Origin of the sequence: Proteus sp. G2674 (genome assembly GCF_009915195.1) — a bacterium.
Lineage (GTDB): Bacteria > Pseudomonadota > Gammaproteobacteria > Enterobacterales > Enterobacteriaceae > Proteus > Proteus mirabilis.
In genome coordinates, this window is sequence record NZ_JAABLS010000027.1 from 121,280 (window position 1) to 144,957 (window position 23,678).

General features: G+C 40.5%; 25 protein-coding genes. 20 read left to right on the plus strand and 5 right to left on the minus strand.

All coding sequences use genetic code 11. The features are described from left to right. Entirely contained in the window at positions 1–1,431 is a 1,431-nt protein-coding gene (gene sbcB, locus GWI58_RS12695; RefSeq protein WP_161769239.1) for an exodeoxyribonuclease I, read from the minus strand. A gap of 243 nt (positions 1,432–1,674) precedes the next feature. Next, positions 1,675–2,088: a VOC family protein gene (locus GWI58_RS12700; RefSeq protein WP_141225974.1), complete on the minus strand. Its 414-nt coding sequence runs from the start codon at positions 2,086–2,088 to the stop codon at positions 1,675–1,677. A 260-nt stretch (positions 2,089–2,348) separates the two neighbouring features. Here GWI58_RS12700 and GWI58_RS12705 point away from each other — a divergent pair, with 260 nt between their 5' ends. Next, the gene (locus GWI58_RS12705; protein WP_004247072.1) at positions 2,349–3,611 is read left to right on the plus strand and encodes an MFS transporter; all 1,263 of its coding nucleotides are present in this window, start codon (positions 2,349–2,351) and stop codon (positions 3,609–3,611) included. A 260-nt stretch (positions 3,612–3,871) separates the two neighbouring features. Further along, positions 3,872–4,210, plus strand: coding sequence for a PTS system regulator TmaR (gene tmaR, locus GWI58_RS12710; RefSeq protein ID WP_004247073.1), 339 nt, complete (start codon positions 3,872–3,874; stop codon positions 4,208–4,210). Between the two features lie 172 nt (positions 4,211–4,382). Here the strand turns inward: tmaR and rne are convergent, their stop codons facing one another. Further along, positions 4,383–7,904 (minus strand): ribonuclease E, encoded by a 3,522-nt coding sequence (gene rne, locus GWI58_RS12715; RefSeq protein WP_161769240.1) that lies wholly within the window; start codon positions 7,902–7,904, stop codon positions 4,383–4,385. 531 nt (positions 7,905–8,435) lie between these two features. Between rne and rluC the strand changes: the two genes are divergently transcribed. Continuing rightward, complete coding sequence (gene rluC / locus GWI58_RS12720; RefSeq protein WP_004247076.1) at positions 8,436–9,389, plus strand: 23S rRNA pseudouridine(955/2504/2580) synthase RluC; 954 nt, start codon at positions 8,436–8,438, stop codon at positions 9,387–9,389. 106 nt (positions 9,390–9,495) lie between these two features. On the opposite strand, the gene GWI58_RS12725 is transcribed toward rluC, so the two are convergent. Together GWI58_RS12725 and GWI58_RS12730 are read right to left on the minus strand one after the other, a co-directional pair. After that, positions 9,496–9,894: a hypothetical protein gene (locus GWI58_RS12725; protein WP_004247077.1), complete on the minus strand. Its 399-nt coding sequence runs from the start codon at positions 9,892–9,894 to the stop codon at positions 9,496–9,498. A 44-nt stretch (positions 9,895–9,938) separates the two neighbouring features. Beyond that, a complete protein-coding gene (locus GWI58_RS12730) occupies positions 9,939–10,538 on the minus strand; it encodes a Maf family protein (RefSeq protein ID WP_004247078.1) in 600 nt (199 codons plus the stop codon). A 141-nt stretch (positions 10,539–10,679) separates the two neighbouring features. Between GWI58_RS12730 and yceD the strand changes: the two genes are divergently transcribed. The 17 genes from yceD to GWI58_RS12815 all read left to right on the plus strand — a co-directional run bounded on the left by yceD (position 10,680) and on the right by GWI58_RS12815 (position 23,667). After that, a complete protein-coding gene (yceD, locus tag GWI58_RS12735; RefSeq protein ID WP_004247079.1) occupies positions 10,680–11,213 on the plus strand; it encodes a 23S rRNA accumulation protein YceD in 534 nt (177 codons plus the stop codon). A 5-nt stretch (positions 11,214–11,218) separates the two neighbouring features. Then, positions 11,219–11,389 (plus strand): 50S ribosomal protein L32, encoded by a 171-nt coding sequence (rpmF, locus tag GWI58_RS12740; RefSeq protein ID WP_004247080.1) that lies wholly within the window; start codon positions 11,219–11,221, stop codon positions 11,387–11,389. A 24-nt stretch (positions 11,390–11,413) separates the two neighbouring features. After that, on the plus strand, positions 11,414–12,451 hold the full coding sequence (gene plsX / locus GWI58_RS12745) for a phosphate acyltransferase PlsX (protein ID WP_161769241.1): 1,038 nt from the start codon (positions 11,414–11,416) through the stop codon (positions 12,449–12,451). Positions 12,452–12,455: 4 nt separating this feature from the next. Next, positions 12,456–13,409, plus strand: a complete 954-nt coding sequence (locus GWI58_RS12750; RefSeq protein WP_004247821.1) for a beta-ketoacyl-ACP synthase III — start codon at positions 12,456–12,458, stop codon at positions 13,407–13,409. 19 nt (positions 13,410–13,428) lie between these two features. Continuing rightward, positions 13,429–14,361, plus strand: a complete 933-nt coding sequence (fabD, locus tag GWI58_RS12755) for an ACP S-malonyltransferase (protein WP_161769242.1) — start codon at positions 13,429–13,431, stop codon at positions 14,359–14,361. Positions 14,362–14,369: 8 nt separating this feature from the next. Next, on the plus strand, positions 14,370–15,104 hold the full coding sequence (fabG, locus tag GWI58_RS12760) for a 3-oxoacyl-ACP reductase FabG (protein ID WP_004247085.1): 735 nt from the start codon (positions 14,370–14,372) through the stop codon (positions 15,102–15,104). 157 nt (positions 15,105–15,261) lie between these two features. Next, positions 15,262–15,498 (plus strand): acyl carrier protein, encoded by a 237-nt coding sequence (acpP, locus tag GWI58_RS12765; RefSeq protein WP_004247087.1) that lies wholly within the window; start codon positions 15,262–15,264, stop codon positions 15,496–15,498. A gap of 74 nt (positions 15,499–15,572) precedes the next feature. Next, positions 15,573–16,814, plus strand: coding sequence for a beta-ketoacyl-ACP synthase II (gene fabF / locus GWI58_RS12770; RefSeq protein WP_004247823.1), 1,242 nt, complete (start codon positions 15,573–15,575; stop codon positions 16,812–16,814). 144 nt (positions 16,815–16,958) lie between these two features. Continuing rightward, positions 16,959–17,786, plus strand: coding sequence for an aminodeoxychorismate lyase (pabC, locus tag GWI58_RS12775; RefSeq protein WP_161769243.1), 828 nt, complete (start codon positions 16,959–16,961; stop codon positions 17,784–17,786). Positions 17,787–17,803: 17 nt separating this feature from the next. After that, positions 17,804–18,826: an endolytic transglycosylase MltG gene (gene mltG / locus GWI58_RS12780; RefSeq protein WP_110229351.1), complete on the plus strand. Its 1,023-nt coding sequence runs from the start codon at positions 17,804–17,806 to the stop codon at positions 18,824–18,826. Positions 18,827–18,828: 2 nt separating this feature from the next. Continuing rightward, the gene (gene tmk, locus GWI58_RS12785; protein ID WP_004247091.1) at positions 18,829–19,473 is read left to right on the plus strand and encodes a dTMP kinase; all 645 of its coding nucleotides are present in this window, start codon (positions 18,829–18,831) and stop codon (positions 19,471–19,473) included. Further along, positions 19,470–20,456 (plus strand): DNA polymerase III subunit delta', encoded by a 987-nt coding sequence (gene holB / locus GWI58_RS12790; RefSeq protein ID WP_004247825.1) that lies wholly within the window; start codon positions 19,470–19,472, stop codon positions 20,454–20,456. Before tmk ends, holB begins: the two co-directional genes overlap by 4 nt. Positions 20,457–20,523: 67 nt before the next feature. After that, positions 20,524–21,309, plus strand: coding sequence for a metal-dependent hydrolase (locus GWI58_RS12795; RefSeq protein ID WP_161769244.1), 786 nt, complete (start codon positions 20,524–20,526; stop codon positions 21,307–21,309). A 64-nt stretch (positions 21,310–21,373) separates the two neighbouring features. Further along, positions 21,374–21,724 (plus strand): purine nucleoside phosphoramidase, encoded by a 351-nt coding sequence (gene hinT, locus GWI58_RS12800; protein WP_004251850.1) that lies wholly within the window; start codon positions 21,374–21,376, stop codon positions 21,722–21,724. A 41-nt stretch (positions 21,725–21,765) separates the two neighbouring features. Further along, the gene (locus GWI58_RS12805) at positions 21,766–22,167 is read left to right on the plus strand and encodes a YcfL family protein (RefSeq protein ID WP_004247095.1); all 402 of its coding nucleotides are present in this window, start codon (positions 21,766–21,768) and stop codon (positions 22,165–22,167) included. A gap of 14 nt (positions 22,168–22,181) precedes the next feature. Continuing rightward, positions 22,182–22,763, plus strand: coding sequence for a penicillin-binding protein activator LpoB (locus GWI58_RS12810; protein ID WP_004247096.1), 582 nt, complete (start codon positions 22,182–22,184; stop codon positions 22,761–22,763). After that, positions 22,756–23,667 carry a phosphotransferase gene (locus GWI58_RS12815; protein WP_161769245.1) on the plus strand — a complete coding sequence of 304 codons (912 nt, stop codon included), beginning with the start codon at positions 22,756–22,758 and terminating at the stop codon, positions 23,665–23,667. Before GWI58_RS12810 ends, GWI58_RS12815 begins: the two co-directional genes overlap by 8 nt. The last annotated feature ends 11 nt before the right edge of the window (positions 23,668–23,678 follow it).

Below are 23,678 nucleotides of genomic sequence, written 5' to 3' on the forward strand. Positions count from 1 at the left end.
TTAACTCGCAATTTCTTGAGCATATAAATATAGCTCTTGCAGTTGTTTTAGCTTTTCTTCGTTATCGCTATGTTCTTCTGCTAACAGCTGAATGGTATTGATATATTCAGTCAGCTTTTCTGGCGTTAATTGCTCTTTTCTATGCGCTAACCAACGTTGTTGTTCATCATAAGTTAATGTGGCTGGGAAGTTTCTCGCACGGTAACGGAAAAACAGCGGCTCCATACGTGGATCTTCAAAAGTTAAATTAAGTGCTGGTAAGTTTTGTGGCTGTGTTGAGCGAATAATTTCCATCGCGCTACGATCATTATCGCTAAAAAAGCCATTGTATAATTGAGCATCAACATCATCTGCAGGGGTAAATGGTGTTTGCTGAGCAAAAATCTCGACGACTTTATTGCGGATCTCAGGATTAGACAGCAATATTGCTTGGTTATTTAAACAATTATCAATATCTAATCCAATTCTATCGGCATCTTGAGATCTGAGGGTATTTTTAGGTGCAACGATAGGGCATTTATTAATATGCAGTAATTTTATCGGAACTGGTGGCTCATCGGCAGATAACTCACTGCGAGGAGTATATAAGCGCTCACGCAATTGCTCTGAAGTGAGGGTTAATAAAGGGGAAATATCCGCAGCTAAATCACAAACAATCACCGCATTACGATTATCTGGATGCCAAGCTAAAGGAGCTACAAGGCTTAAATTAGAACGCGCTGCACCAAACATACCAGAGACATGCACAAGCGGCGTCATGGTTGGGATATCTATCAGTGCTTGTACTTTACGTTTATCACGTAAATTAAAGAAATAATCAAACATACGAGGTTGCGCTTGTTTGAGTTTTTTTGCCATCGCAATAGTTGCATAAACGTCTGACATGGCATCATGCGCATTTTCGTGGGAGATCCCATTTGCTTTAGTTAATAGCTCAAGGCGAAAACTCGGAAAACCATCATCATTCTCAGACCAATTAATTCCCTCAGGACGCAATGCATAACATGCACGTAAAACATCAAGTAAATCCCAACGTGAATTTCCTTTTTGCCAACTATAGGCATAGGGATCATAAAAATTACGATATAAGATATTTCTGGTGACTTCATCATCAAAGCGTAAATTGTTATAACCCATAATACAGCTGTTAGGCTGGCTAAAGGCTTGATGAATTTGGCGAGTAAATTCAGCTTCTGATACACCATGCTTTAGTGCTATTTGTGGTGTGATCCCCGTTATCATGACGGCTTCTGGCTGAGGTAAGTAATCATCATTCGGTTTGCAATAAATGACCAGAGGATCTTCAATGATATTAAAATCCATATCTGTTCTGACACCGGCAAATTGCGCAGGGCGATCCATCGCAGGATGCGTACCAAAGGTCTCGTAGTCATGGATATAGAAAGTGGGGGTATTAGCTGAATTTGACAAGGTTTCCTACCGTAATTTATCTACTTTATGGATATACAGACATGGTAAACCATAATGTTGAAAACGTGAAATGTCAGATTAAAGCATGTTAATAACGTCTCTGAGATAGGGTATTGCAGTTAAGGGAAGTCAAAGAGTATCACCACTTACGTTAATCACTATTTCATCGTTTTTTATGATGGTAATAAAGTGATAAGAAAGCCTTGTAATCCGTTGTGTTATATTTGTTCTATTGTAATATTTTTATTTATTATCAAAGAATTGCATGCCTGAGTAAGGATGTTGACGACAAGTTTTTAAACGACTCTCTAAATCGCCTACATGTATTTCTAATTTATGATTATCAGGATCGTAAAAATAAAAAGAGTCTCCTTCACTTTTATTTTCTTTCCACGATGTAATGCCGTGTGATAGAAGATGCTGTTTAAATGTTTCAAAATTATTTGCAGATAAACTAAATGCATAGTGTGTGTAATCACTTATTTCAGTGATATTGCGGGTATCTTCGGATAAACATAACCACAAAGTATTTAACTGTAGATAAGCGCCGTGATCCCATAGTGCCAAGGGTTTAAAACCAAGTACTTCAACATAAAAGTGAAAGCTTTTTTTAACGTCATTGACGGCAAGTGTTAGATGATTTAAATCAGTAAGCATAATCATTAGTCGATAAGATAAATAATCAGGTTATTGTAACAAATAGGTCGAACAGAAAAGAATAATAGGGTGTCTATTTGTGTGTTGCATTTAAAATAGTGGTAAGTACTACCAGTATAAAAATCGATCTTCCGCACATAATTTGTATGTTAACGTTAACTTTAGTGCGTTAAATCACATAATGGTAAATATTTTCTACGTTATAAATAGAGTTAACGTTAACATTCTGGTCGCAAAATGACTTTATAAGGCGCTTAACAATGAATAAAGATGCTAAAAAATACTATGTGATCTTAAGTGCGTTGCTATTTTTCTTCTTTTTTACATGGTCTTCATCGTTTTCATTAATCTCTATTTGGTTACATCAATATGTTGGACTTAAAGCAACAGATACTGGTTTGATATTCTCGGCTATATCATTGATTGCTTTATGTGCCCAGCCACTCTATGGCTTTATTCAAGATAAACTGGGTTTACGCAAAAATTTACTGCTGGTTATCGCGGTATTGCTTATTTTATCGGGGCCTTTTTTTCTTAGCTTTGCGACAATATTGCGCTGGAATATTTTTATTGGCTCTATTCTCGGAGGGCTCTATGTAGGAATGACTTTTAATGCAGGGATCGGCGTTTTAGAATCTTATACTGAGCGTGTTAGCCGTATTCGTGGTTTTGAGTATGGCAGGGCGAGGATGTGGGGCTCTTTGGGATGGGCATCGGCAACCTTTATTGCTGGGCATAATATCAATATCGATCCTAACTATAACTTTTTTATGGCATCGATAGCGGGGGTGATCTTCTTAATTCTGTTGGCGTTACTAAAAACAGATAAACCAGATGCTTTTAATCAATTAGAGCATGGCAAACCTTCTGCACTCACCATCAATGATGCATTAAACTTACTGTCATTACCGCGCTTTTGGGCATTAATATTATTTGTGGTCGGAACCTGTATTTATAGCGTCTACGATCAACAGTTCCCGGTTTTCTTCTCTTCACAATTTGCATCATTACAGCAAGGTAATGAGATGTACGGGTATCTTAATTCCTTACAGGTTTTCTTAGAAGCGGGAGGAATGTTTGTTGCGCCTTTCTTAGTGAACAAAATAGGGGCGAAAAACGGTTTATTATTGGCGAGTAGTGTGATGGCTGCGCGTATTATTGGTTCTGGATTAGTTGAAGGGCCGATAATGATCTCTTGTATGAAGTTATTACATGCCGTTGAGCTTCCTATCCTGTTAATTTCTATTTTTAAATATAACAGCCAACATTTTGATAAGCGTTTATCTTCTACATTGTATTTAGTCGGTTTCCAATGTGTCAGTTCCATTGTGGCAACATTGTTATCCCCATTAGCGGGTTATGGCTATGATCATTACGGTTTTGCCCCTACGTATATGGTGATGGGATGTATGGTCGTCGGTACTACGTTACTTTCTGCGGTGTTGTTACGTGCTGACTCGAAAGCATTACCACAACATGATATGACTGATCTCGATAGTAACAATAAAGCTCAACCGATTTAAGCGGGTAGGCATTAGCTATTATAGCGCTGCTAGATAATTTTTATGGCTACCATCCGTGAGTGGTAGCTTTTTTTATCGATTTTATTTAGGTTTACGAATATCGGCTGATTGACTATATTGAATAGAGCGTATCATTCTAATCTACTGTTTATTAAGCCAAATCAATTAAATTTATAAACTTTACTTGTTTATTGACACGATTAAGCGATAATCTTAAACAGTACTATTTTTCTTAAATATCAATTGTAAAGGTGTAGGAAATGGATAACGCAAGCAAGCCGTCTTTCCAAAACGTACTGGAGTTTGTGCGTATGTATCGTCGTAAAAACAAAATCCGTCGTGAGATCACTGACAATGAGAAAAAGATCCGTGATAACCAAAAACGTGTTCTTTTATTAGACAACTTAAGTGAATACATTAAGCCTGGTATGTCAATTGAAGATGTACTCGGTATTATCGCTAATATGCGTAGTGACTATGAAGATCGTGTAGATGATTACATCATAAAAAATGCCGATCTCTCTAAAGAGCGTCGTGAATTGTCAAAACAATTAAAAGCGATGGGTGAAATTAAAAATATTCCTAATATTAAAAATTAATTATATTAGCTGGCAAATTCAAAGGCCTCTGAATGGTTGTTCAGAGGCCTTTTTTTTCGTTTTTTCATCATAGTTATGGTCACACAAGCTATAAAACAAAGAGCCTGCTAATTAACAGGCTCTTGGATTAACAACGGAATATTTATCGCGTTATATTATTGCTTCTTTTCTCTTATGACTCACTATGCGTTGACGCTTTAGTCATTTCAGATGAAGCATGATTAGTTGAACAATGACCACCCGCACCGCTACGGCCTTGCTTATCAAAGGCTGGACGTGCATCCCATGCTTTGATTTCAATTGCTACAGGCACATCTGTAGATGCCGGAGCTTTCGTCATTGGCGAGCTAGCATGTAATTGGCGTACTGTTGGCTCTTGACGAATAACGGTCACTTTAGCTGGCTGCTTAACTTCAACCGATGCGACTTCGGTTTCCGTTTTAGTTTCAGCAACAGGCTCGGTCACTTCAGGCTGTGTTTCTACAGGTGTAGATTGAGAAGCAGTTTGCTCTACATGTTGCTCAGCCGCACATTCAGTCGATGCTTGGGTTGTTGCTGGCATCTCAGGTACAGGCGCTTGCGTTGTCATGTCACTATGGGTGTCTTCACTAGCGGTTTCATGATCAGCATTAGCTATGACTTTATTATGAGCGGTTTCTGTTTTCTCTTCGGCAACATCGGCTTGCTCAGTCACTTCATGTAGATAAGCTTCCGTTGTATTTAATACCGCAGAGATATTCTCTTTACGAGTAACATGCTCTTGGGTATTAACGTCAGCAATAACGTTGTTAACAGCGTTTTCTTCTACATGATCGGCAGTTGACTCATTAACATCAGCAGTCGTTTCTTGCGGTGCAATCGCGACAATTTCAGCTACAGCTTCAGTGGTTGATTCAGTACTAACTGTGACCGAATAAGTCGCTTCAGTTGCTTCAGTACTTGCTGTTTGAGCCTGAGCAACATCTGCAGCAATGGTTTCTGATACTTCTGGTGCAATAGCAACCATTTGTGGATCTTTATGAGTAATGAAGTTTTTAGCAACTTTATTGTCAGTGCTATTTTCAACATTATTGTCAACAAATGGTGCATCACTAATTGGTGTGACAGGGTAATGAATACATACTTTACCTGACGCAAGCTCTGGAGAAGCTACGGCCATCGTTAGTGGCATAGGGGAGACTAATGTACGTTCATCACGATAACGGCGACGACGTTGCCCACTAACACGTAAATGACGAGGTGAACGGCGAGAGCGACGTGGCATCACATTTTCTTGTTGGCCCGCATTCTCTTCTTTTTTCACTTCTTCTTGTGCTTTTACAGTATCAGTTAACGCATTAGCAGAAACTTGTTCTTGCTCATCTTTAACCGTCGCTACTGGTTTCGCAACTTGCTGTTTTTCTGATGATGGTAATTGACTAACCACTGTCGCTGGTGGCTCAGAAAACGGTGAGTCGCTCACAGCAACATCAATAGCAGGTGTTGTGACAGCATCAGTTACACGAACAGATTGCGTTAATTGACGGCGAGCACGACGAGGCATAACAGGGCGACGAGATTCTTCTTTCTTCTCAGCCTGTTTTGCTGCATTGTCATTTTCCGCTGTATTTTGTGCGGCTTTCGCAGCTTCTTGTTGTTGCTGACGTTTTTCTTCCTGACGACGACGTTGTTCTGCACGTTGTTCACGGCGTTGTTGACGACGGGCTTCACGTTCAGCGATTTCTTGCTCATTACTGACTTCAGTATTGGCATTTTGCGCTTTCTGATTACGGTTCTTACGATTTTCTTCGCTCGTTACGTTATCGCGATTGCGCTCGTGGTCACGATTGCGATCATTATCGCGTTCACGGCGGTTATTATTGCGACGATTGTTATTATTTCGGCGCTCACGACGGTTTTCATTATTCTCTTTTTTGCTTTCTTGCGGTTTTTCTTCAACTACAGGCTCTGGCTGACTCGCAAATAAGTTAGAGAAGAATTTTGCAATAGCACTAAAGAATCCACCACTCTCTGTTGTTTCGCTTTTCTTCACCTGTTTAGCTGGAGTTGGTGCAGATTTTTTCTTATTGGTGGTGTCAGCGCTATTATCTTGTAATGCAAAAGCGGATATCGCCGGTTGCTCTGGCGCTTTACGCTCAGGTACGGCTTCATCTTCTGCTTCATTTAACTGAGTTTCGTGATATTGCGCTAAATTGTAGCTTAATGAAGAGATCTCTTCGCCCTTGCGCACTCGAATAACTGAGAAATGCGGTGTTTGCATTTGATCATTAGGAACAATCACTACTTTGACATTGGCTTGGCGCAACTCAATATCGGTGACTGCCTTACGTTTTTCATTGAGCAAGTAAGAGGCAATTTGTACGGGCACAATAGCGTGTACTTCATGAGTATTTTCTTTTAATGCTTCTTCTTCGATAAGACGCAATACAGAAAGAGAAAGTGACTCATTATCACGGATAGTCCCTGTGCCTAAACAACGCGGACAAACATGATGGCTTGATTCACCTAATGAAGGACTTAAACGCTGACGTGACATCTCTAATAAGCCGAAACGCGAAATGCGACCTATTTGAATACGTGCGCGATCTTGGCGCACAGCCTCACGCATTCTATTTTCCACTTCACGCTGATGACGAACAGGGGTCATATCGATAAAGTCGATAACAATCAAACCACCAAGGTCACGTAAACGGAGTTGGCGCGCAATTTCATCAGCAGCTTCTAAGTTAGTGTTAAAGGCTGTCTCTTCAATATCGCCACCTCGTGTTGAACGAGATGAGTTAATATCGATAGCGGTTAATGCTTCTGTTGTATCAATAACCAGAGCGCCACCCGAAGGTAAACGGACTTCACGTTGGAAGGCTGATTCAATTTGAGATTCAATTTGGTAGTGACTAAATAGTGGTACAGCCCCTGTGTAGTGGCGAATTTTGCTAGCAAAGTCACCACGACCAATGGCTTCAATATGGCTACGAGCCATTTCAACTACTTTAGCGTTATCAATTAAGATCTCACCAATATCTGGTCGTAAATAATCACGGAAAGCACGTACAATCACGTTACTTTCTTGGTGGATCAGAAAAGGAGCAGGGCGGCTTTCCGCTGCTTTTTTGATAGCATCCCAATGTCTTAAACGGTAGCTTAAATCTTGTTGTAATGCTTCTGCGGATTTACCCACACCTGCAGTACGAACAATCAACCCCATTCCATCAGGAATATCAAGGCTAGATAATGCTTCCTTTAATTCAGTACGATCTTCCCCTTCAATACGACGAGAAATACCGCCAGCACGAGGATTATTTGGCATTAATACCAAATAGCTACCTGCAAGGCTAATAAAGGTGGTTAAAGCCGCACCTTTATTTCCGCGCTCTTCTTTATCTACCTGTACGATTACCTCTTGACCTTCTTTTAAAACATCTTTGATGTTAGGACGACCATGTGAGTGATAATTACTAGGAAAATATTCGCGGGCAATTTCTTTGATAGGAAGGAAACCGTGGCGTTCCGCACCATAATCAACAAAAGCGGCTTCTAGACTGGGCTCAATTCGGGTGATTTTACCTTTATAGATATTGGCTTTTTTTTGCTCATGTCCGGGGCTTTCGATATCCAGATCATACAAACGTTGCCCATCAACAAGGGCAACACGCAACTCTTCCTGTTGAGTCGCGTTAATTAACATTCTTTTCATATTGTGACTTACTCGTTATTTTCACGTTTTATAATGTGCCACTGACATACGTAATTACACTATTGATAACCGATGACCTCGTGTCTTTTACAAAGGCGTCAACCTCACGGTTGTCGATTGTATAGAGGTGCAATTTGTCGGTGAGTCTGATTTTCAGTTCTAAAATTCAGCACTCTTTAATTGAGACGTAATGTGCCAACTCAATAAGTGATGTATTTATGGCATACTAAATTGTTTGATATTCGACTATGTCTTACGCCATTGCTGCATTTGAATATCAAACAAACAAAATTTCATAAATATACCTGATAAACTTAATCAGGAGAGTCTGCATTATTCCATTGGTGTTGGGGTTATAGCAAGATGACTTTTCCGCTTTGGTGACTTTTTCTGTATAAATATGAGAGATTAGTTAATGTTTCGTCTTTTTCCCATTAATCAGGTTAAAATAGGCGCCCAATTTGATGTTATTTTGTGCACCAATAATTTGTTTGTCATTTTTTATTTTAAGAGAGCTAAAAAATCGCCACTATGAAATCATTTAATCAAGTTCAGTTCGTCACCATTGATGGCGATGAGGCAGGCCAGCGTATTGATAATTTTTTACTGGCACGCTTAAAAGGTGTACCGAAAAGTATGATTTACCGAATTATCCGCAAAGGTGAAGTTCGGGTTAATAAAGGGCGCATTAAGCCTGAATATAAATTAGCTGCAGGGGATAGCATTCGTATTCCTCCTGTCCGGGTAGCAGAAAAAGAAGAACATGCGGTATCGCCTAAGTTAGAGAAAGTATCAGCACTTGCTGAGTGTATTTTATATGAAGATGAACATGTGATGCTGATTAATAAGCCATCAGGGACGGCAGTACATGGTGGCAGCGGACTCAGTTTTGGTGTGATTGAAGGTTTAAGGGCATTGCGTCCAGAGGCGAGATTTCTAGAATTGGTGCATCGCCTTGATAGAGATACCTCTGGGGTATTATTGATTGCTAAAAAGCGCTCAGCCCTGCGTTCACTACACGAACAGCTAAGATTAAAACAGATGCAAAAAGATTATTTAGCCTTAGTACGTGGTCAATGGCAATCTCATACAAAAGTAGTACAAGCCCCGTTATTGAAAAATATCCTACAAAGTGGTGAGCGGGTGGTTAAAGTAAGTAGTGAAGGTAAACCATCAGAAACACGCTTTAAGGTAGAAGAGCGCTTTGAATTTGCGACCTTAGTTAAAGCAAGTCCTGTCACGGGACGAACTCATCAAATTCGTGTCCATACATTACATGCCGGCCATCCTATTGCTTTTGATGATCGCTATGGTGATCGTGATTTTGATACACAATTAGCTTCAACCAAGCTTAACCGTCTCTTTTTACATGCGAGTTCATTAACCTTTATTCATCCTTCAACAGGGGAAAAAATGCGTATTGAAGCGCCGATGGATAAAACGTTACGTTACTGTTTACAAGTATTACGCAATCAAAAATCTTAATACTACTGTTTTCAAGCTAGCAAAGTGGGAGAAAATTTTTTCCCACTTTGTTTGCAAATGATTTACCGTTGTCGCCCTAGAAAATAGAATCAGTATCCAGCCAGGGTTATTTGGTGATGGTTGATATACATTGCTCAACAATTTTATCGATATTCCACTCTTTCGGAAGCGATTTGGAGCCGTCTTTTCTCATTTCCATATCAACGCGAATAAATTCGGTCATACCATAATCTTTGATGATGTTATCGTAAGTACAGCTACAAACTTCGGTAATTTGTGGTATTAGTGCATCATCAGTCACACCAGAACCGAGTATGCAACTACTAATAAAGTTCTTTTTAAATGAAGATGCACTTTCATCTTCTTTTTTGGGATCAGTATTTTGGGCAACATTACTACTGTTATCTGCTTTTACGGCTGAATTGTCAGGTGCTTTCTCATCAGAGCAACCTACTACCGATGCCGTAAGGATTAAAGCTGCCAAAATTGATGCTAATTTATTCATAATACGCTTTATCGCTAAATAAGATTAAAATAAGACAATCACGACTATTCCTGATTATCTGTGGAAAGTAATGGGTTAATTCTTTGTGAGAGTAACATTTTATTCAATCGGATAAGTGGTAATCCGATTAAAGAATTTGGGTCATCACCGCTTAATTTATCGAACAGAGTAATTCCTAACCCCTCAGACTTGAAACTTCCTGCGCAATAAAACGGCGTTTCTTTATTTAAATAGCCGATAATTTCATCATCGGTTAAATGCCGAAAGTGAACTTGAAATAATTCACAATGACTTTCATAGGCTAATGTTGAGCTATTATATAAAGTTAATCCAGTATAAAATGATACACATTGACCGGATGCTTGTTTTAATTGTGCAAAAGCGTTTTCAAAATTAAGAGGCTTACCCGTAATTTTTTTATTGAGTACACAAACCTGATCTGAACCAATAATTAAGTGATTTGGGTATTGTACCTCTAAAGCACGCGCTTTTTCATAGGATAAACGAGTGACTAACGCTTGTGCACACTCTGTGGGCAAAGGGGTTTCGTCAATGTTTGGGGAGGCCTGTATAAAGGGCATTCCAAGCTTTTTCAGAAGCTGAGCTCGGAAGGGTGAAGTCGACGCAAGAACCAGTGGCAACATATTTTTTATAAAATCCGTAGCAAAATGATGCCCGACATTCTAAACTATGCGCCGCTGATAAAGCGAATTTTGGTGGAAAGGTGTAGATAACCCGCCTTTTTCTTTGACTATATTCCATTACAAAGATAATATGCGCGCCTTATGCAAAAGGTAAAATTACCCCTGACCATTGATGCGCTGCGAGCAGCACAGAAGAATTTAGACTATGACGGTCAATATTCCTCTGAGCAAGTTAGCCGCTTAGCTGAATCGGTGGTCAGTGTGGACAGTAATATTGATGTGGCTTTATCATTTGATATTGACCATCAACGTTTGGCAGTCATCAAGGGGCATTCCGATGTGGATGTCACTTTAGAGTGTCAGCGTTGCGGGGGCCATTTTCCCTATCATGTTCACACAACATATTGTTTTAGCCCTGTTGTTAGTGATGAACGGGCTGAAGCATTACCGGAAGAATATGAGCCAATCGACGTAGACGATTTTGGTGAAATAGATTTGCTGGCGATGATTGAAGATGAAATAATCCTCAACTTGCCGGTGGTTCCGGTACATGATTTTGAACACTGTGAAGTGTCCGACGCGGAACAAGTGTTCGGTGAACTCCCTGAAGAATTATCAGAGAAGCCGAATCCATTTGCCGTATTAGCCAGTTTAAAGAAAAGTACTAAGGAGTAAGGTCAATGGCCGTACAACAAAACAAACCAACTCGTTCTAAACGTGGTATGCGTCGTTCTCATGACGCACTGACAGCAACTCATGTTTCTGTTGACAAAACTTCTGGTGAAACTCACCTGCGTCACCATGTAACTGCTGACGGTTACTACCGTGGCCGCAAGGTTATCAACAAGTAATTAGCTTTATAGCTCGTTGATACTTTGACAAATCTAACCATAGCGTTAGATGCGATGGGCGGGGACTTCGGTCCTCGTATCACAGTGCCTGCATGTATGCGGGCGCTGGCATCTAATCCTCATTTAAAAATATTGCTGGTGGGTCAACCAGACTCTATCTCTCCTCTGCTTGCAAATCAAAATGCTGAGCTAATCTCCCGTTTACATGTTATACCGGCTGAACATATTGTCGCCAATGATGCCAAACCCTCACATGCTATTAGAGCAAGTAAAGGCACATCAATGCGCGTGGCACTCGATCTGGTGAAAACAGGGGAAGCACAGGCATGTGTAAGTGCAGGTAACACCGGTGTGTTGATGGGGTTAGCAAAACTTCGGCTAAAAGCGATTGATGGAATAGAACGTCCTGCATTGGTTTCTGTGTTACCTAATCAGAAAAAAAGCAAGACCGTCGTTCTTGATTTAGGCGCGAACGTTAACTGTGATAGCCAAATGTTAGTTCAATTTGCTGTTATGGGTGCCGTGATGGCAGAAGAAATTGCAGGTATACATTCACCTAAAGTGGCTCTTTTAAATATTGGTGAAGAAGAGAGTAAGGGATTAGATAATATCCGCGAAGCCGCCACCGTTCTTAAGGCGACACCAAATATAAACTATATTGGTTATGTGGAAGGTAACGAGTTACTGACCGGCAAAACAGATGTGTTGGTGTGTGACGGCTTCGCAGGTAATGTTTCCCTTAAAACAATGGAAGGGGTGATTAGAGTCTTCCTTTCATTGATTAAATCTTCTACTGGTGACAATAAAAAAACGTCGTGGTGGATGAAATTATTGAAGAAATGGTTACAAAAACGCCTAAATAAGCGTTTTGGCCATATGAACCCCGACCAGTATAACGGTGCTTCTCTGTTAGGATTACGCGGTATCGTCATTAAAAGCCATGGTGGCGCAAATGAAAACGCGTTTACAGCAGCAATAGAACAGGCTGTTCAGGCCATTGAGCGACAAATTCCAGAACGAATTGCCTCACGTCTGAATACAGTATTACCCAAGAGTGATTGATAGTATGTATACAAAAATCTTAGGTACTGGTAGTTACTTGCCTGTACAAGTGCGAACTAATGCCGATTTAGAAAAAATGGTTGATACATCAGACGAGTGGATTGTCACCAGAACAGGTATTCATGAACGTCGTATCGCAACAGAAGAAGAAACTGTTGCCAAAATGGGTGCGAGTGCCGCTGAGAATGCATTAGAAATGGCTGATATTGATAGACAAGAAATTGGCTTAATTATCGTTGCCACAACATCAGGCTCTCATGCGTTTCCGAGTGCGGCATGTCAAATTCAACACGCCCTCGGTATTGCTGATTGTATTGCGTTTGATGTTGCAGCCGCGTGCTCAGGATTCGTTTACGCGTTAAGTATCGCTGATCAATTTATTAAGGCTGGTACGGTGAAACAAGCTTTAGTGATTGGTGCTGATCGCTTATCACATGCGTTAGATCCTAACGATCGCGGTACAATTATTCTTTTCGGTGATGCTGCTGGCGCCGTCGTTGTCGGTGCTTCTGAAGAGTCAGGTATTATTTCTACACATTTACATTCTGATGGGCGTTTTGGTGAGCTGTTAGCTCTGCCTTATCAGGATAGAGAAAATCAAGACTTACCTGCTTATGTCACCATGGCAGGGAATGAAGTCTTTAAAGTCGCAGTTCGTGAACTTGCCCACATTGTGGATGAAACATTAGAAGCGAATCATATTGATAAATCGGAACTCGACTGGCTTGTGCCTCATCAAGCAAATTTAAGAATTATTTCAGCAACAGCCAAAAAGCTGGATATGACAATGGATAAAGTCGTGGTGACATTAGATCGCCACGGTAATACGTCAGCAGCATCCGTTCCTACAGCATTAGATGAAGCTGTAAGAGACAATCGCATTCAACGTGGGCAGTTAATTCTGTTAGAAGCGTTTGGTGGCGGCTTTACTTGGGGCTCTGCACTTATCCGTTTTTAATATTATCAGGAAAATAAACATGACTGATTTTGCAATGGTTTTCCCTGGACAGGGATCACAAGCGATTGGAATGCTTACAGAACTTGCCGAGCATTATCCAATAGTGACAGAAACATTTGCTCAAGCATCTGATGTATTGGGTTATTCTCTTTGGGATTTAGTGCAAAATGGTCCTGAAGAAGAGTTAAACAAAACATGGAAAACACAGCCGGCATTATTAGCAGCATCCGTTGCTATTTGGCGAGTATGGCAAGAAAAGCAAGGCAAAATGCCACAAATGATGGCAGGTCACAGTCTTGGTGAGTATTCTGCTTTAGTCTGTGCTGGCGTAATTGATTTTGCTGTGGCGATTAAACTAGTAGAATTGCGCGGTCAATTAATGCAAGAGGCTGTACCTGCAGATACTGGCGCCATGTATGCAATTATCGGATTAGATAATGATGCTATTGCAAAAGCTTGTGAAGATGCGGCTCAAGGACAAGTTGTCTCACCTGTGAACTTTAATTCACCCGGTCAAGTGGTGATTGCGGGTAATAAAGAAGCCGTAGAGCGTGCAGGGGCATTATGTAAAGAAGCTGGAGCGAAACGTGCGTTACCTTTAGCGGTAAGTGTGCCTTCTCACTGTGCTTTAATGAAGCCTGCTGCAGATAAGTTAGCTGTTGCATTACAAGAAATTGAATTTAAACAACCTGAAATTCAAGTTGTTAATAATGTTGATGTGAAAGCACAAACCGATGCTAATGCTATTCGAGATGCATTAGTTCGTCAGCTTTATAACCCAGTCCGCTGGACTGAAACGGTTGAATTTATTGCTGGCAAGGGCATCACACAATTATTAGAAATAGGACCCGGTAAAGTATTAACTGGTTTAACGAAACGTATTTCTAAAGAGATGAACGCTGCGGCAGTTAATGATATTGCATCATTAGACGCTGCATTAGGAAATGACTGAGGGATCTCATGGGATTTGACGGAAAAATAGCGCTAGTTACTGGTGCAAGCCGTGGTATTGGCCGTGCGATTGCAGAAAAGCTAATAGCATGTGGTGCTACCGTAATTGGTACAGCAACGAGTGAAAACGGTGCTAAAGCGATCAGCGAATATTTAGGCAATAAAGGTAAAGGTTTTGTGTTAAACGTCACAGAAACTGACTCTATTGAAAAATTTTTAGCTGATGTGCGCGCGGAATTTGGCGAAATTGATATTTTGGTCAATAATGCAGGTATTACTCGTGATAACCTGTTGATGCGCATGAAAGATGATGAGTGGCAAGATATTATTGACACTAATCTTTCATCAGTCTTCCGTCTGTCTAAAGCAGTTATGCGTGCTATGATGAAAAAACGTTATGGTCGCATAATTACTATTGGTTCAGTAGTTGGAACCATGGGTAATGCTGGACAGGCAAACTACGCGGCAGCAAAAGCGGGTGTGATTGGTTTTAGTAAATCATTAGCACGCGAAGTTGCTTCCCGTGGCATTACGGTAAATGTTGTTGCTCCTGGCTTTATCGAAACTGATATGACCAGAGCGTTAACAGAAGACCAAAGAGCCGGTATTTTATCTCAAGTGCCAGCTAACCGTTTAGGTGATGCCAAAGAGATTGCCAGTGCTGTAGCTTTCTTAGCTTCTGATGAAGCAGGCTATATCACGGGTGAAACATTGCATGTCAATGGCGGCATGTACATGGTCTAATTACGGGGACGTCTTTATATTTGCTTTTTGCGTACAATATAATGCAAAATATAGCGAATAAAGTAGTCCACACAGTCGGGATTGGTTAGATCTTTTCCTGTATTTATAAACTAAGAAAATCATCGCGCAAGCGAGTTTTGATAGGAAATTTAATAGTATGAGCACTATCGACGAACGCGTTAAGAAAATCATTGTTGAACAACTGGGTGTTAAAGAGGAAGAAGTTGTGAATTCAGCTTCATTTGTTGATGACTTAGGCGCTGATTCTCTTGACACAGTTGAGCTGGTAATGGCTCTGGAAGAAGAATTCGATATCGAAATCCCAGACGAAGAAGCAGAAAAAATTACTACAGTTCAAGCTGCTATTGATTACGTTGAAAACGCAGGTAAATAAGCTTGCTAATCTAGGCGGTCACTCGACCGCCTATATTCTTAATCCTAAACTTTTTCCCTCCTTGGAGGATAAGCGTGTCTAAGCGTCGTGTAGTTGTGACCGGACTAGGCATGTTATCTCCTGTCGGTAATAACGCAGAAGCTTCTTGGAAAGCTGTGTGTGCCGGACAGAGTGGTATCGGCCTTATCGAAGAATTTGACACCAGTCATCATGCGACTAAATTCGCAGGATTGGTAAAAGATTTCAATCATGAAGATTACAATCTTTCGCGTAAAGATGCGCGCAAGATGGATCTCTTTATTCAATATGGTATTGCAGCAGGTGTTCAAGCCATTGCGGATTCAGGTCTTGAAGTAACAGAAGCCAATGCAAGTCGTATCGGAGCTGCTATTGGTTCTGGTATTGGTGGCTTAGGCCTTATCGAGGAAAATCATTCATCATTAATCAATGGTGGCCCTCGTAAAATTAGCCCATTCTTTGTTCCTTCAACCATCATTAATATGGTTGCTGGCCATTTAAGCATTATTTATGGCTTACGTGGACCGACCATTTCTATCGCAACTGCATGTACATCAGGTGTGCATAATATCGGGCATGCTGCTCGTATTATCGCTTATGGTGATGCTGATGTGATGTTAGCGGGCGGTGCTGAAAAAGCAACAACACCATTAGGTGTTGGTGGTTTTGGTGCAGTACGTGCATTATCAACACGTAATGATGATCCTCAAGCGGCAAGTCGCCCATGGGATAAAGATCGTGATGGTTTCGTGTTAGGTGATGGTGCAGGTGTGTTAGTCCTCGAAGAGTATGAACACGCTAAAGCACGTGGCGCTAAAATTTATGCAGAAGTTGTTGGCTTTGGTATGAGTAGTGATGCTTACCATATGACCTCTCCTGCAGAAAATGGCGCGGGTGGTGCACTTGCAATGGAAAACGCATTGAAAGATGCGGGTATTACTGCTGCTGATGTCGGTTATATCAATGCGCATGGTACTTCTACTAATGCGGGTGATATTGCAGAAGCGCAAGCTGTTGAAACGGTATTTGGCAAAGGGACTGATGTATTAGTTAGCTCAACAAAATCGATGACGGGTCACTTATTAGGTGCTGCCGGGGCGATTGAGTCTATCTTTACTATTTTGTCTTTACGTGACCAAATTGTACCGCCAACAATCAATCTTGATAATCAAGATGAACATTGTCACCTTGATTTCGTACCACATAAAGCGCGTAAAGTTGAGAATATGGACTATGCTCTATGTAACTCATTTGGCTTTGGTGGTACCAACGGTTCGATTCTCTTTAAGCGTGTGTAAACCGCTTATTTGCGTATTGAATTAGTCTAAAGGCCCAGACGTCATGCTGGGTCTTTTATTTTATCTATAGCTTTGTCCTTTTACATTAACTTGTTTATCATGTACAAAAAATATCAATAACATAGATTATAAATAAGGTGTTTGATGTATTGGGTAAATGGACAACAGCAACAAAGCATCAATGTGAGTGATCGCGCGGTACAATTGGGTGATGGCTGTTTTACAACACTTGCCGTTGAACAAGGTAAACCTATTCTATTATCTGCTCACCTTAAACGTTTACAACGCGGTTGTGATGCACTGTTTTTACCCTCACCAGACTGGCAATGGTTAGCCAGCCATCTTCTACAAATAGCGTCCACAATCACTGAAAAAAGTGTTATTAAAGTGATTATTAGCCGCGGAAGCGGTGGGCGAGGCTATTCATCGAAAGGCTTTGACACACCCACAGTGATCACATCCTGCTCAACTTACCCGTTTTATTATCATAACTTACAAAAGCAAGGGGTTTCTTTAGCCATTAGCCCAGTGAGATTGGGACAAAATAGTTTATTAGCCGGTATCAAGCATCTTAATCGCTTAGAGCAAGTGCTGATTAAACACCATTTAGAAACAACCCCATTTGATGACATGTTAGTGTGTGACAATGAAGGATATTTAGTTGAAGCGAATGCCGCAAACCTTTTCTGGCGTAAAGGAAATCAATTATTTACCCCGGATATTAGCCTTTCGGGTGTGAATGGGATCATGCGCCAGCAGGTATTAGATTTTGCGCAACAATTGGACTGGGATATTCACATTGTGCGAGAAAAACCGCAAACGCTCTATCAAGCAGATGAAATTTGGTTAACCAATGCACTGATGCCCATTATTCCCGTAAAACAGATCTATTTTTCAGATGATAAGCACTATCAATATCGCGATAGAGACGCTTACCATGTTGTTTTACAACACTGTTTGTCACTGACTTAACGTTTGATGAGTTATAAATGAAGATAAAAAAATTAGTTTGGATAGCCTTTTTTGCATTATTGATTAGCGCTGGCGCAGCCACATTATATATTATGCAAAGCCTTCGTGGGTTAGAGAACAATGTTGTGGTAAAGCAAGATGAAATGCTGCTTACTATTCCGGCAGGAACTGGTCGTATTGCGATGGAACAATTGCTTATTAAGAATAATCTTCTTAAACAAGGAGATTATTTTCAAATTTTATTAAAAGTAAAACCAGAACTCAGTCAATTTAAAGCAGGGACTTATCGTTTAACAAAAGGTATGACACTGCGGGATGTTTTGCTGTTAATAAAAAGTGGCAAAGAGGCGCAGTTTACGATTCGATTTATCGAGGGTAGCCGTTTAAGCGATTGGCAAGCTATTTTTGATAAAGCCCCTGAGTTAAAGGTTGTCGCAAATGGTATGGAAAGCGATAAGTTACGCCAAGAGATAGGAATGAAGCCTGAAATTACCCATCTTGAGGGTTGGTTTGCTCCTGATACTTACCATTACACCGCAGGCACGACGGATATTGCCATTTTAAAACGTGCTTATCAGCAAATGGAAAAAACATTAGAAGAAGAGTGGCTAAAACGCGATAGTGATTTACCCTATAAATCTGCCTATGAAATGTTGATTATGGCATCGATTATTGAAAAAGAGACTGGCATTGATGCAGAAAGAACCAAAGTGGCCTCAGTGTTTGTTAATCGTTTAAAACGTAATATGCGCTTACAAACTGATCCCACTGTGATTTATGGGTTAGGAGATAAATATCGCGGTACGATTTATCGCAGTGATCTTAATGGCTATACGCCTTACAATACCTACCAAATTGATGGGCTACCGCCAACACCGATTGCTATGCCAAGTGTTGCTTCCATTAAAGCCGCAGCACATCCTGCGGATACGCGTTATCTCTATTTTGTCGCAGATGGCACTGGGGGACATAAGTTTTCTACAACGTTGGCGGAGCATAATAAAGCCGTCGCACAATACCGACGCTTACAACAAAGATAATTATGAAAAACAGCAAATTTATTGTTATTGAAGGATTAGAAGGGGCTGGCAAAACCAGTGCTATTCAAACGGTTGTTGATACATTAAAACAACAAGGGATCACCGATTTGGCCTTTACGCGCGAGCCGGGGGGAACTCCGCTTGCAGAAAAATTACGGGAATTGATTAAACAAGGTATTGAAGGCGAAAAAGTTACCGATAAAGCTGAATTGCTAATGTTATATGCTGCACGTGTGCAATTGGTTGAAAATGTGATAAAACCAGCTTTAGCCCAAGGTAAGTGGGTGATAGGGGATAGACACGATCTCTCTTCACAAGCATATCAAGGTGGTGGTCGAGGAATAGACAAAGCCCTGATGAAGTCACTACGTGATACGGTATTAGCAGATTTTAAACCTGATCTTACCCTTTATCTTGATTTAGATCCGGCCGTTGGTCTAGCCAGAGCACGAGCAAGAGGTGAATTGGACAGAATAGAAAAAGAGTCTATGGACTTTTTTTATCGCACTCGCGAACGTTATCAAGCATTAGCAAAAGAAGACGCCTCGATTATTACCATTGATGCATCACAAGATATTGATAAAGTACAAGCGGATATTCGCGATGTACTCAATCAGTGGCTGACTCAGGAAAATAGCGCATTATGAATTGGTATCCTTGGTTAAATCAGGCATATCGACAACTGGTAAGTATGTACCAAGAAGGGCGTGGTCATCATGCGATTTTGTTGCATGCATCTCAAGGAATGGGGGCTGATGCACTTTCTTATGGGTTAAGTCGTTGGTTAATGTGTCAGAATAAGCAGGGTTCAAAAAGCTGTAATGAGTGTCATAGTTGCCGTTTGATGTTGGCAGAAACACATCCAGATTGGCATATCTTGCAAAATGAAAAGGGAAAGTCATCAATAGGGATCGAAGCGGTTAGAAAAGTCACCGAAAAGCTTGAGCACCATGCACAACAAGGTGGCTCACGAGTGGTATGGATAAAAGAGGTTGAGGCATTAACAGAAGCGGCAGCCAATGCGTTATTAAAGACCTTAGAAGAGCCACCAGTTAATTGCTATTTTTTATTGAATTGTCAACAACCTGAAATATTGCTAGCAACACTACGTAGTCGCTGTTTCTATTACCATTTAGCACCGCCTGAGATGAATTATGCGATACATTGGCTACAACAACAGCTACCTAATATGGCTTATGCCGATGGTGTCACAGCATTAAACCTATCTCAAGGTGCGCCCGTTTTAGCGTTATCATTACTAAAACAAGAATGGCAAGAAAGGGAAGCCTTCTGCCAAGCGTTATATGTTAGCTTACAACAACGAAATTTATATGGGTTGTTAGCTCAGTTCAATCAAGATAATGCTGAACGTAAGATCTATTGGTTATTATCATTACTGTTGGATGCTTTAAAACGACAAACTCATGCTGAAGTGTATTGTGTCAACCAAGATAAGCAGCCATTAATTATGGCGTTATCACAGTTGCCTTCAGCAATGTTGTTAGCGGTGAGCGAAAGCTGGAAACAGTGTCGCCATCAATTAGTTACCATTCCAGCAATCAATAAAGAGCTATTGTTGGCAGAACAGTTACTTGATTGGGAAGCCCAGCTAGTTGCTCTAGGGAAATAATTTCCCTTTCCATTTAGCAGACAAGTAAAAGAAATAATATAAAGTTATATAACGATGAGAGTACATTATGTTTTTAGTTGATTCACACTGCCATCTTGACAGCTTAGATTATGAAAAACTGCACAAAAATATTGATGATGTTGTAGAAAAAGCACAACAGCGTGATGTCAAATATATGTTAGCTGTCGCAACAACATTACCCGGCTTTAAAAACATGCGCGAACTGTTCGGCAAGCGTGATAATGTGGCTTTTTCTTGTGGTATTCACCCGTTAAACCTTGATGAGGGACACGATGTCGCTGAGCTTGCGCGCCTTGCAGCTGAGGTCGATGTTGTTGCATTAGGCGAAACAGGTTTAGACTACTATTATCAACAAGAAAATGCGTCACTTCAGCGTGAAATTTTCCGTGAACATATTCGCATTGGGCGCCAAGTTAATAAACCTGTTATTGTACATACGCGTAGCGCTCGTGAAGATACGCTAACTATTTTAAAAGAAGAAAAGGTTCAAGACTGTGGCGGTGTATTGCACTGTTTTACGGAAGACAAAGAAACAGCAATGGCGCTACTTGATCTTGGTATGTACATCTCTTTTTCAGGCATTGTGACATTTAGAAATGCCGAGCAAATTAGAGAAGCTGCACGTATCGTACCACTTGATCGTATTCTGGTTGAAACGGATTCGCCATATTTAGCGCCAGTGCCTCATCGTGGTAAAGAGAACCAACCCGCTTATGTACGTGATGTTGCTGAGTATATGGCCGTATTAAAAGGGGTGAGCATAGAAGAGCTTGCTCAGCAAACCACCCGTAATTTTGCAACACTTTTTCAAATACCAAACCTCGCGGACTAAGTTGTTCAATAGAAATATTGGCGAGTGATGGCTAGGAATTAAAATAAATAATAAGGTGATAAAAATGGCAGAAGAGACAATTTTTAGTAAAATTATTCGTGGTGAAATTCCTGCAGATATCGTTTTTCAAGATGATACTGTCACTGCATTTCGTGATATTTCACCTCAAGCGCCTACTCATATTTTAATTATCCCCAATAAACTTATTCCAACGGTAAACGATGTTACTGTACAAGATGAACAAGTTTTAGGTCATCTATTTGTTGTGGCAGCTAAAATTGCTCAGCAAGAAGGTATTGCAGAAGAGGGATATCGTTTAGTAATGAATTGTAATAAACATGGTGGGCAAGAAGTTTTCCATATTCATATGCATCTTTTAGGTGGAAAACCATTAGGGCCATTATTAAGCAAATAATCTAATGTGATAATAGAGCATCATGGCAACAAGGTAGCAGCATGATAAAACAAGCTAAAAGGGTTTATTCATTACTTATAGTATTGTTGATGACAACGTTATTGGCTGGATGTTTTGCGTCTCATTCAGACAATAAACTCTATTTTAATCGTCAACAATCTATTGTGATGGAGCCGTCGGTTTTAGCTGTAGGTATTGTGGCAGGCAAACCATTATTGACGCGTTATGAACAGGGGAGTCGCGCCACGGTGACGTTATCGAATACGCGATCTTATCCTGTCTCTATTCGTTATCGTTTTTATTGGTATAACGAGCAAGGACTGGAAATTTCTCCGGCAGGCCGCGTAAATGATGTGATGATTTTGGGCGATGGTGATACTGAGATCAGTGCTGATATACCCAATAAAACAGTGAGTTATGTCAGAGTCTATCTCTTTACTTAGGATAAGGTAGTCATATGAAAAAAATGCTATTTGTGGTGGCAGCGGTATTTTTACTGGCAGGTTGTCCATCGATGTTACCACAACAACCCCCAGCACCTGTAGAGCCTGTTACTCCCACAGAGCCAACAGAGCCACCTAAACCTATCGAGCCACCCATAGAGGTTGTACCAACACCGCCAAAAATAACCAGTATTAATTGGAACGCGGCCATTCAGCCATTAATTAGAGAGATGTCTGTTACGGATGATTTAGCAACTGGCAAATTATTAGTGGTTGATAATGTAAAAAATAATTCGGGCGGAAACATCCAAGCAGTTAATGCTACTAACACAATTATCGACTCGGTAAATAGTATTAGTGCATTACAAACGGTTCCTTATGCACAAATGATGTCAGCAAGAAAAGCATTAGGACTATCCGGTGAAGATAGCTTAGGATTGCGCAGTGCGGCAATTGGTTTAGCGCGTTATTTGCAAGCAGACTATATTTTGTTTTCTACTGTCGATGGTAAGAAAGATAATCGTGTGATCAGCATGCAATTAATGTCGGTTGCGAGCGGAGAAATACTCTGGAGCGGGCGCCATAAGGTTGAGTAAGTCTTATCAACAACAGTTATTGAGCCTATTGCGGGAATGGTTTCCCGCAATACCCTTATCACAGTGGCAAATAACCGCCTTAGCGGGATTAGGGGGCGGTACTTTTCGTTTGCAAAGTAATGGGATAGATTGGGTCGCTCGTTATTATGGTACTGAAAAAACGGCACTTTTTGTCAGGGCTAAAAAAGAGTCTTCGATTTTAAAACAGTTATTAAATACTCAGCTTGCACCAAATATTATTAAACGCCATGGTGCATGGTTTTTTTTCCAGTGGCTAGAGGGTGAGCATCTTACTCATCAGCAGTTATTTGGCTCCCATCTCAAATCATTAGCTCATCAAATTGCTAAGTTACATCAGCAAAAACCTTTTGGGCTTCCTCTTGATTTGTGGCATGAACTTTCAGTCTATTGGTATCATATTGACAGAAAACGATTATCACCAAAGTGGTTACGTTTACATCACGATTTTTTACGTCAACCTCGACGTACACTCATAAAATACGCGCCAGCTCACATGGATCTTCATCCTGAGAATATTCTTCTGAGCGATTCAGGTATAAAATTTATTGATTGGGAATATGCTGCTGATATTGATACGGCAGATTCATTAATGACATTTTTTGCCGCAAATCAGTTAAACAGCGCACAACAAACAGCATTTTTACATGAGTATTGTACATATCATCACTATACTGAATTAAATAATGATCAGCAAAATAGGCTGCACCCACAACAGCAGTCGTTTTATTCGGTTAACGTATTAAAGCAGCGTATTTTATCAAGAGAACCCTTTATCTTGTATATGATGCTGATGTGGTATGAGGTTCGTTGGCAACAAACCAAAGATAACGCGTTTTTGGCTATGTCTGAACCTTTACGTCGCTATTTTAGTCTGATGAATTGAAAAGATTTTAT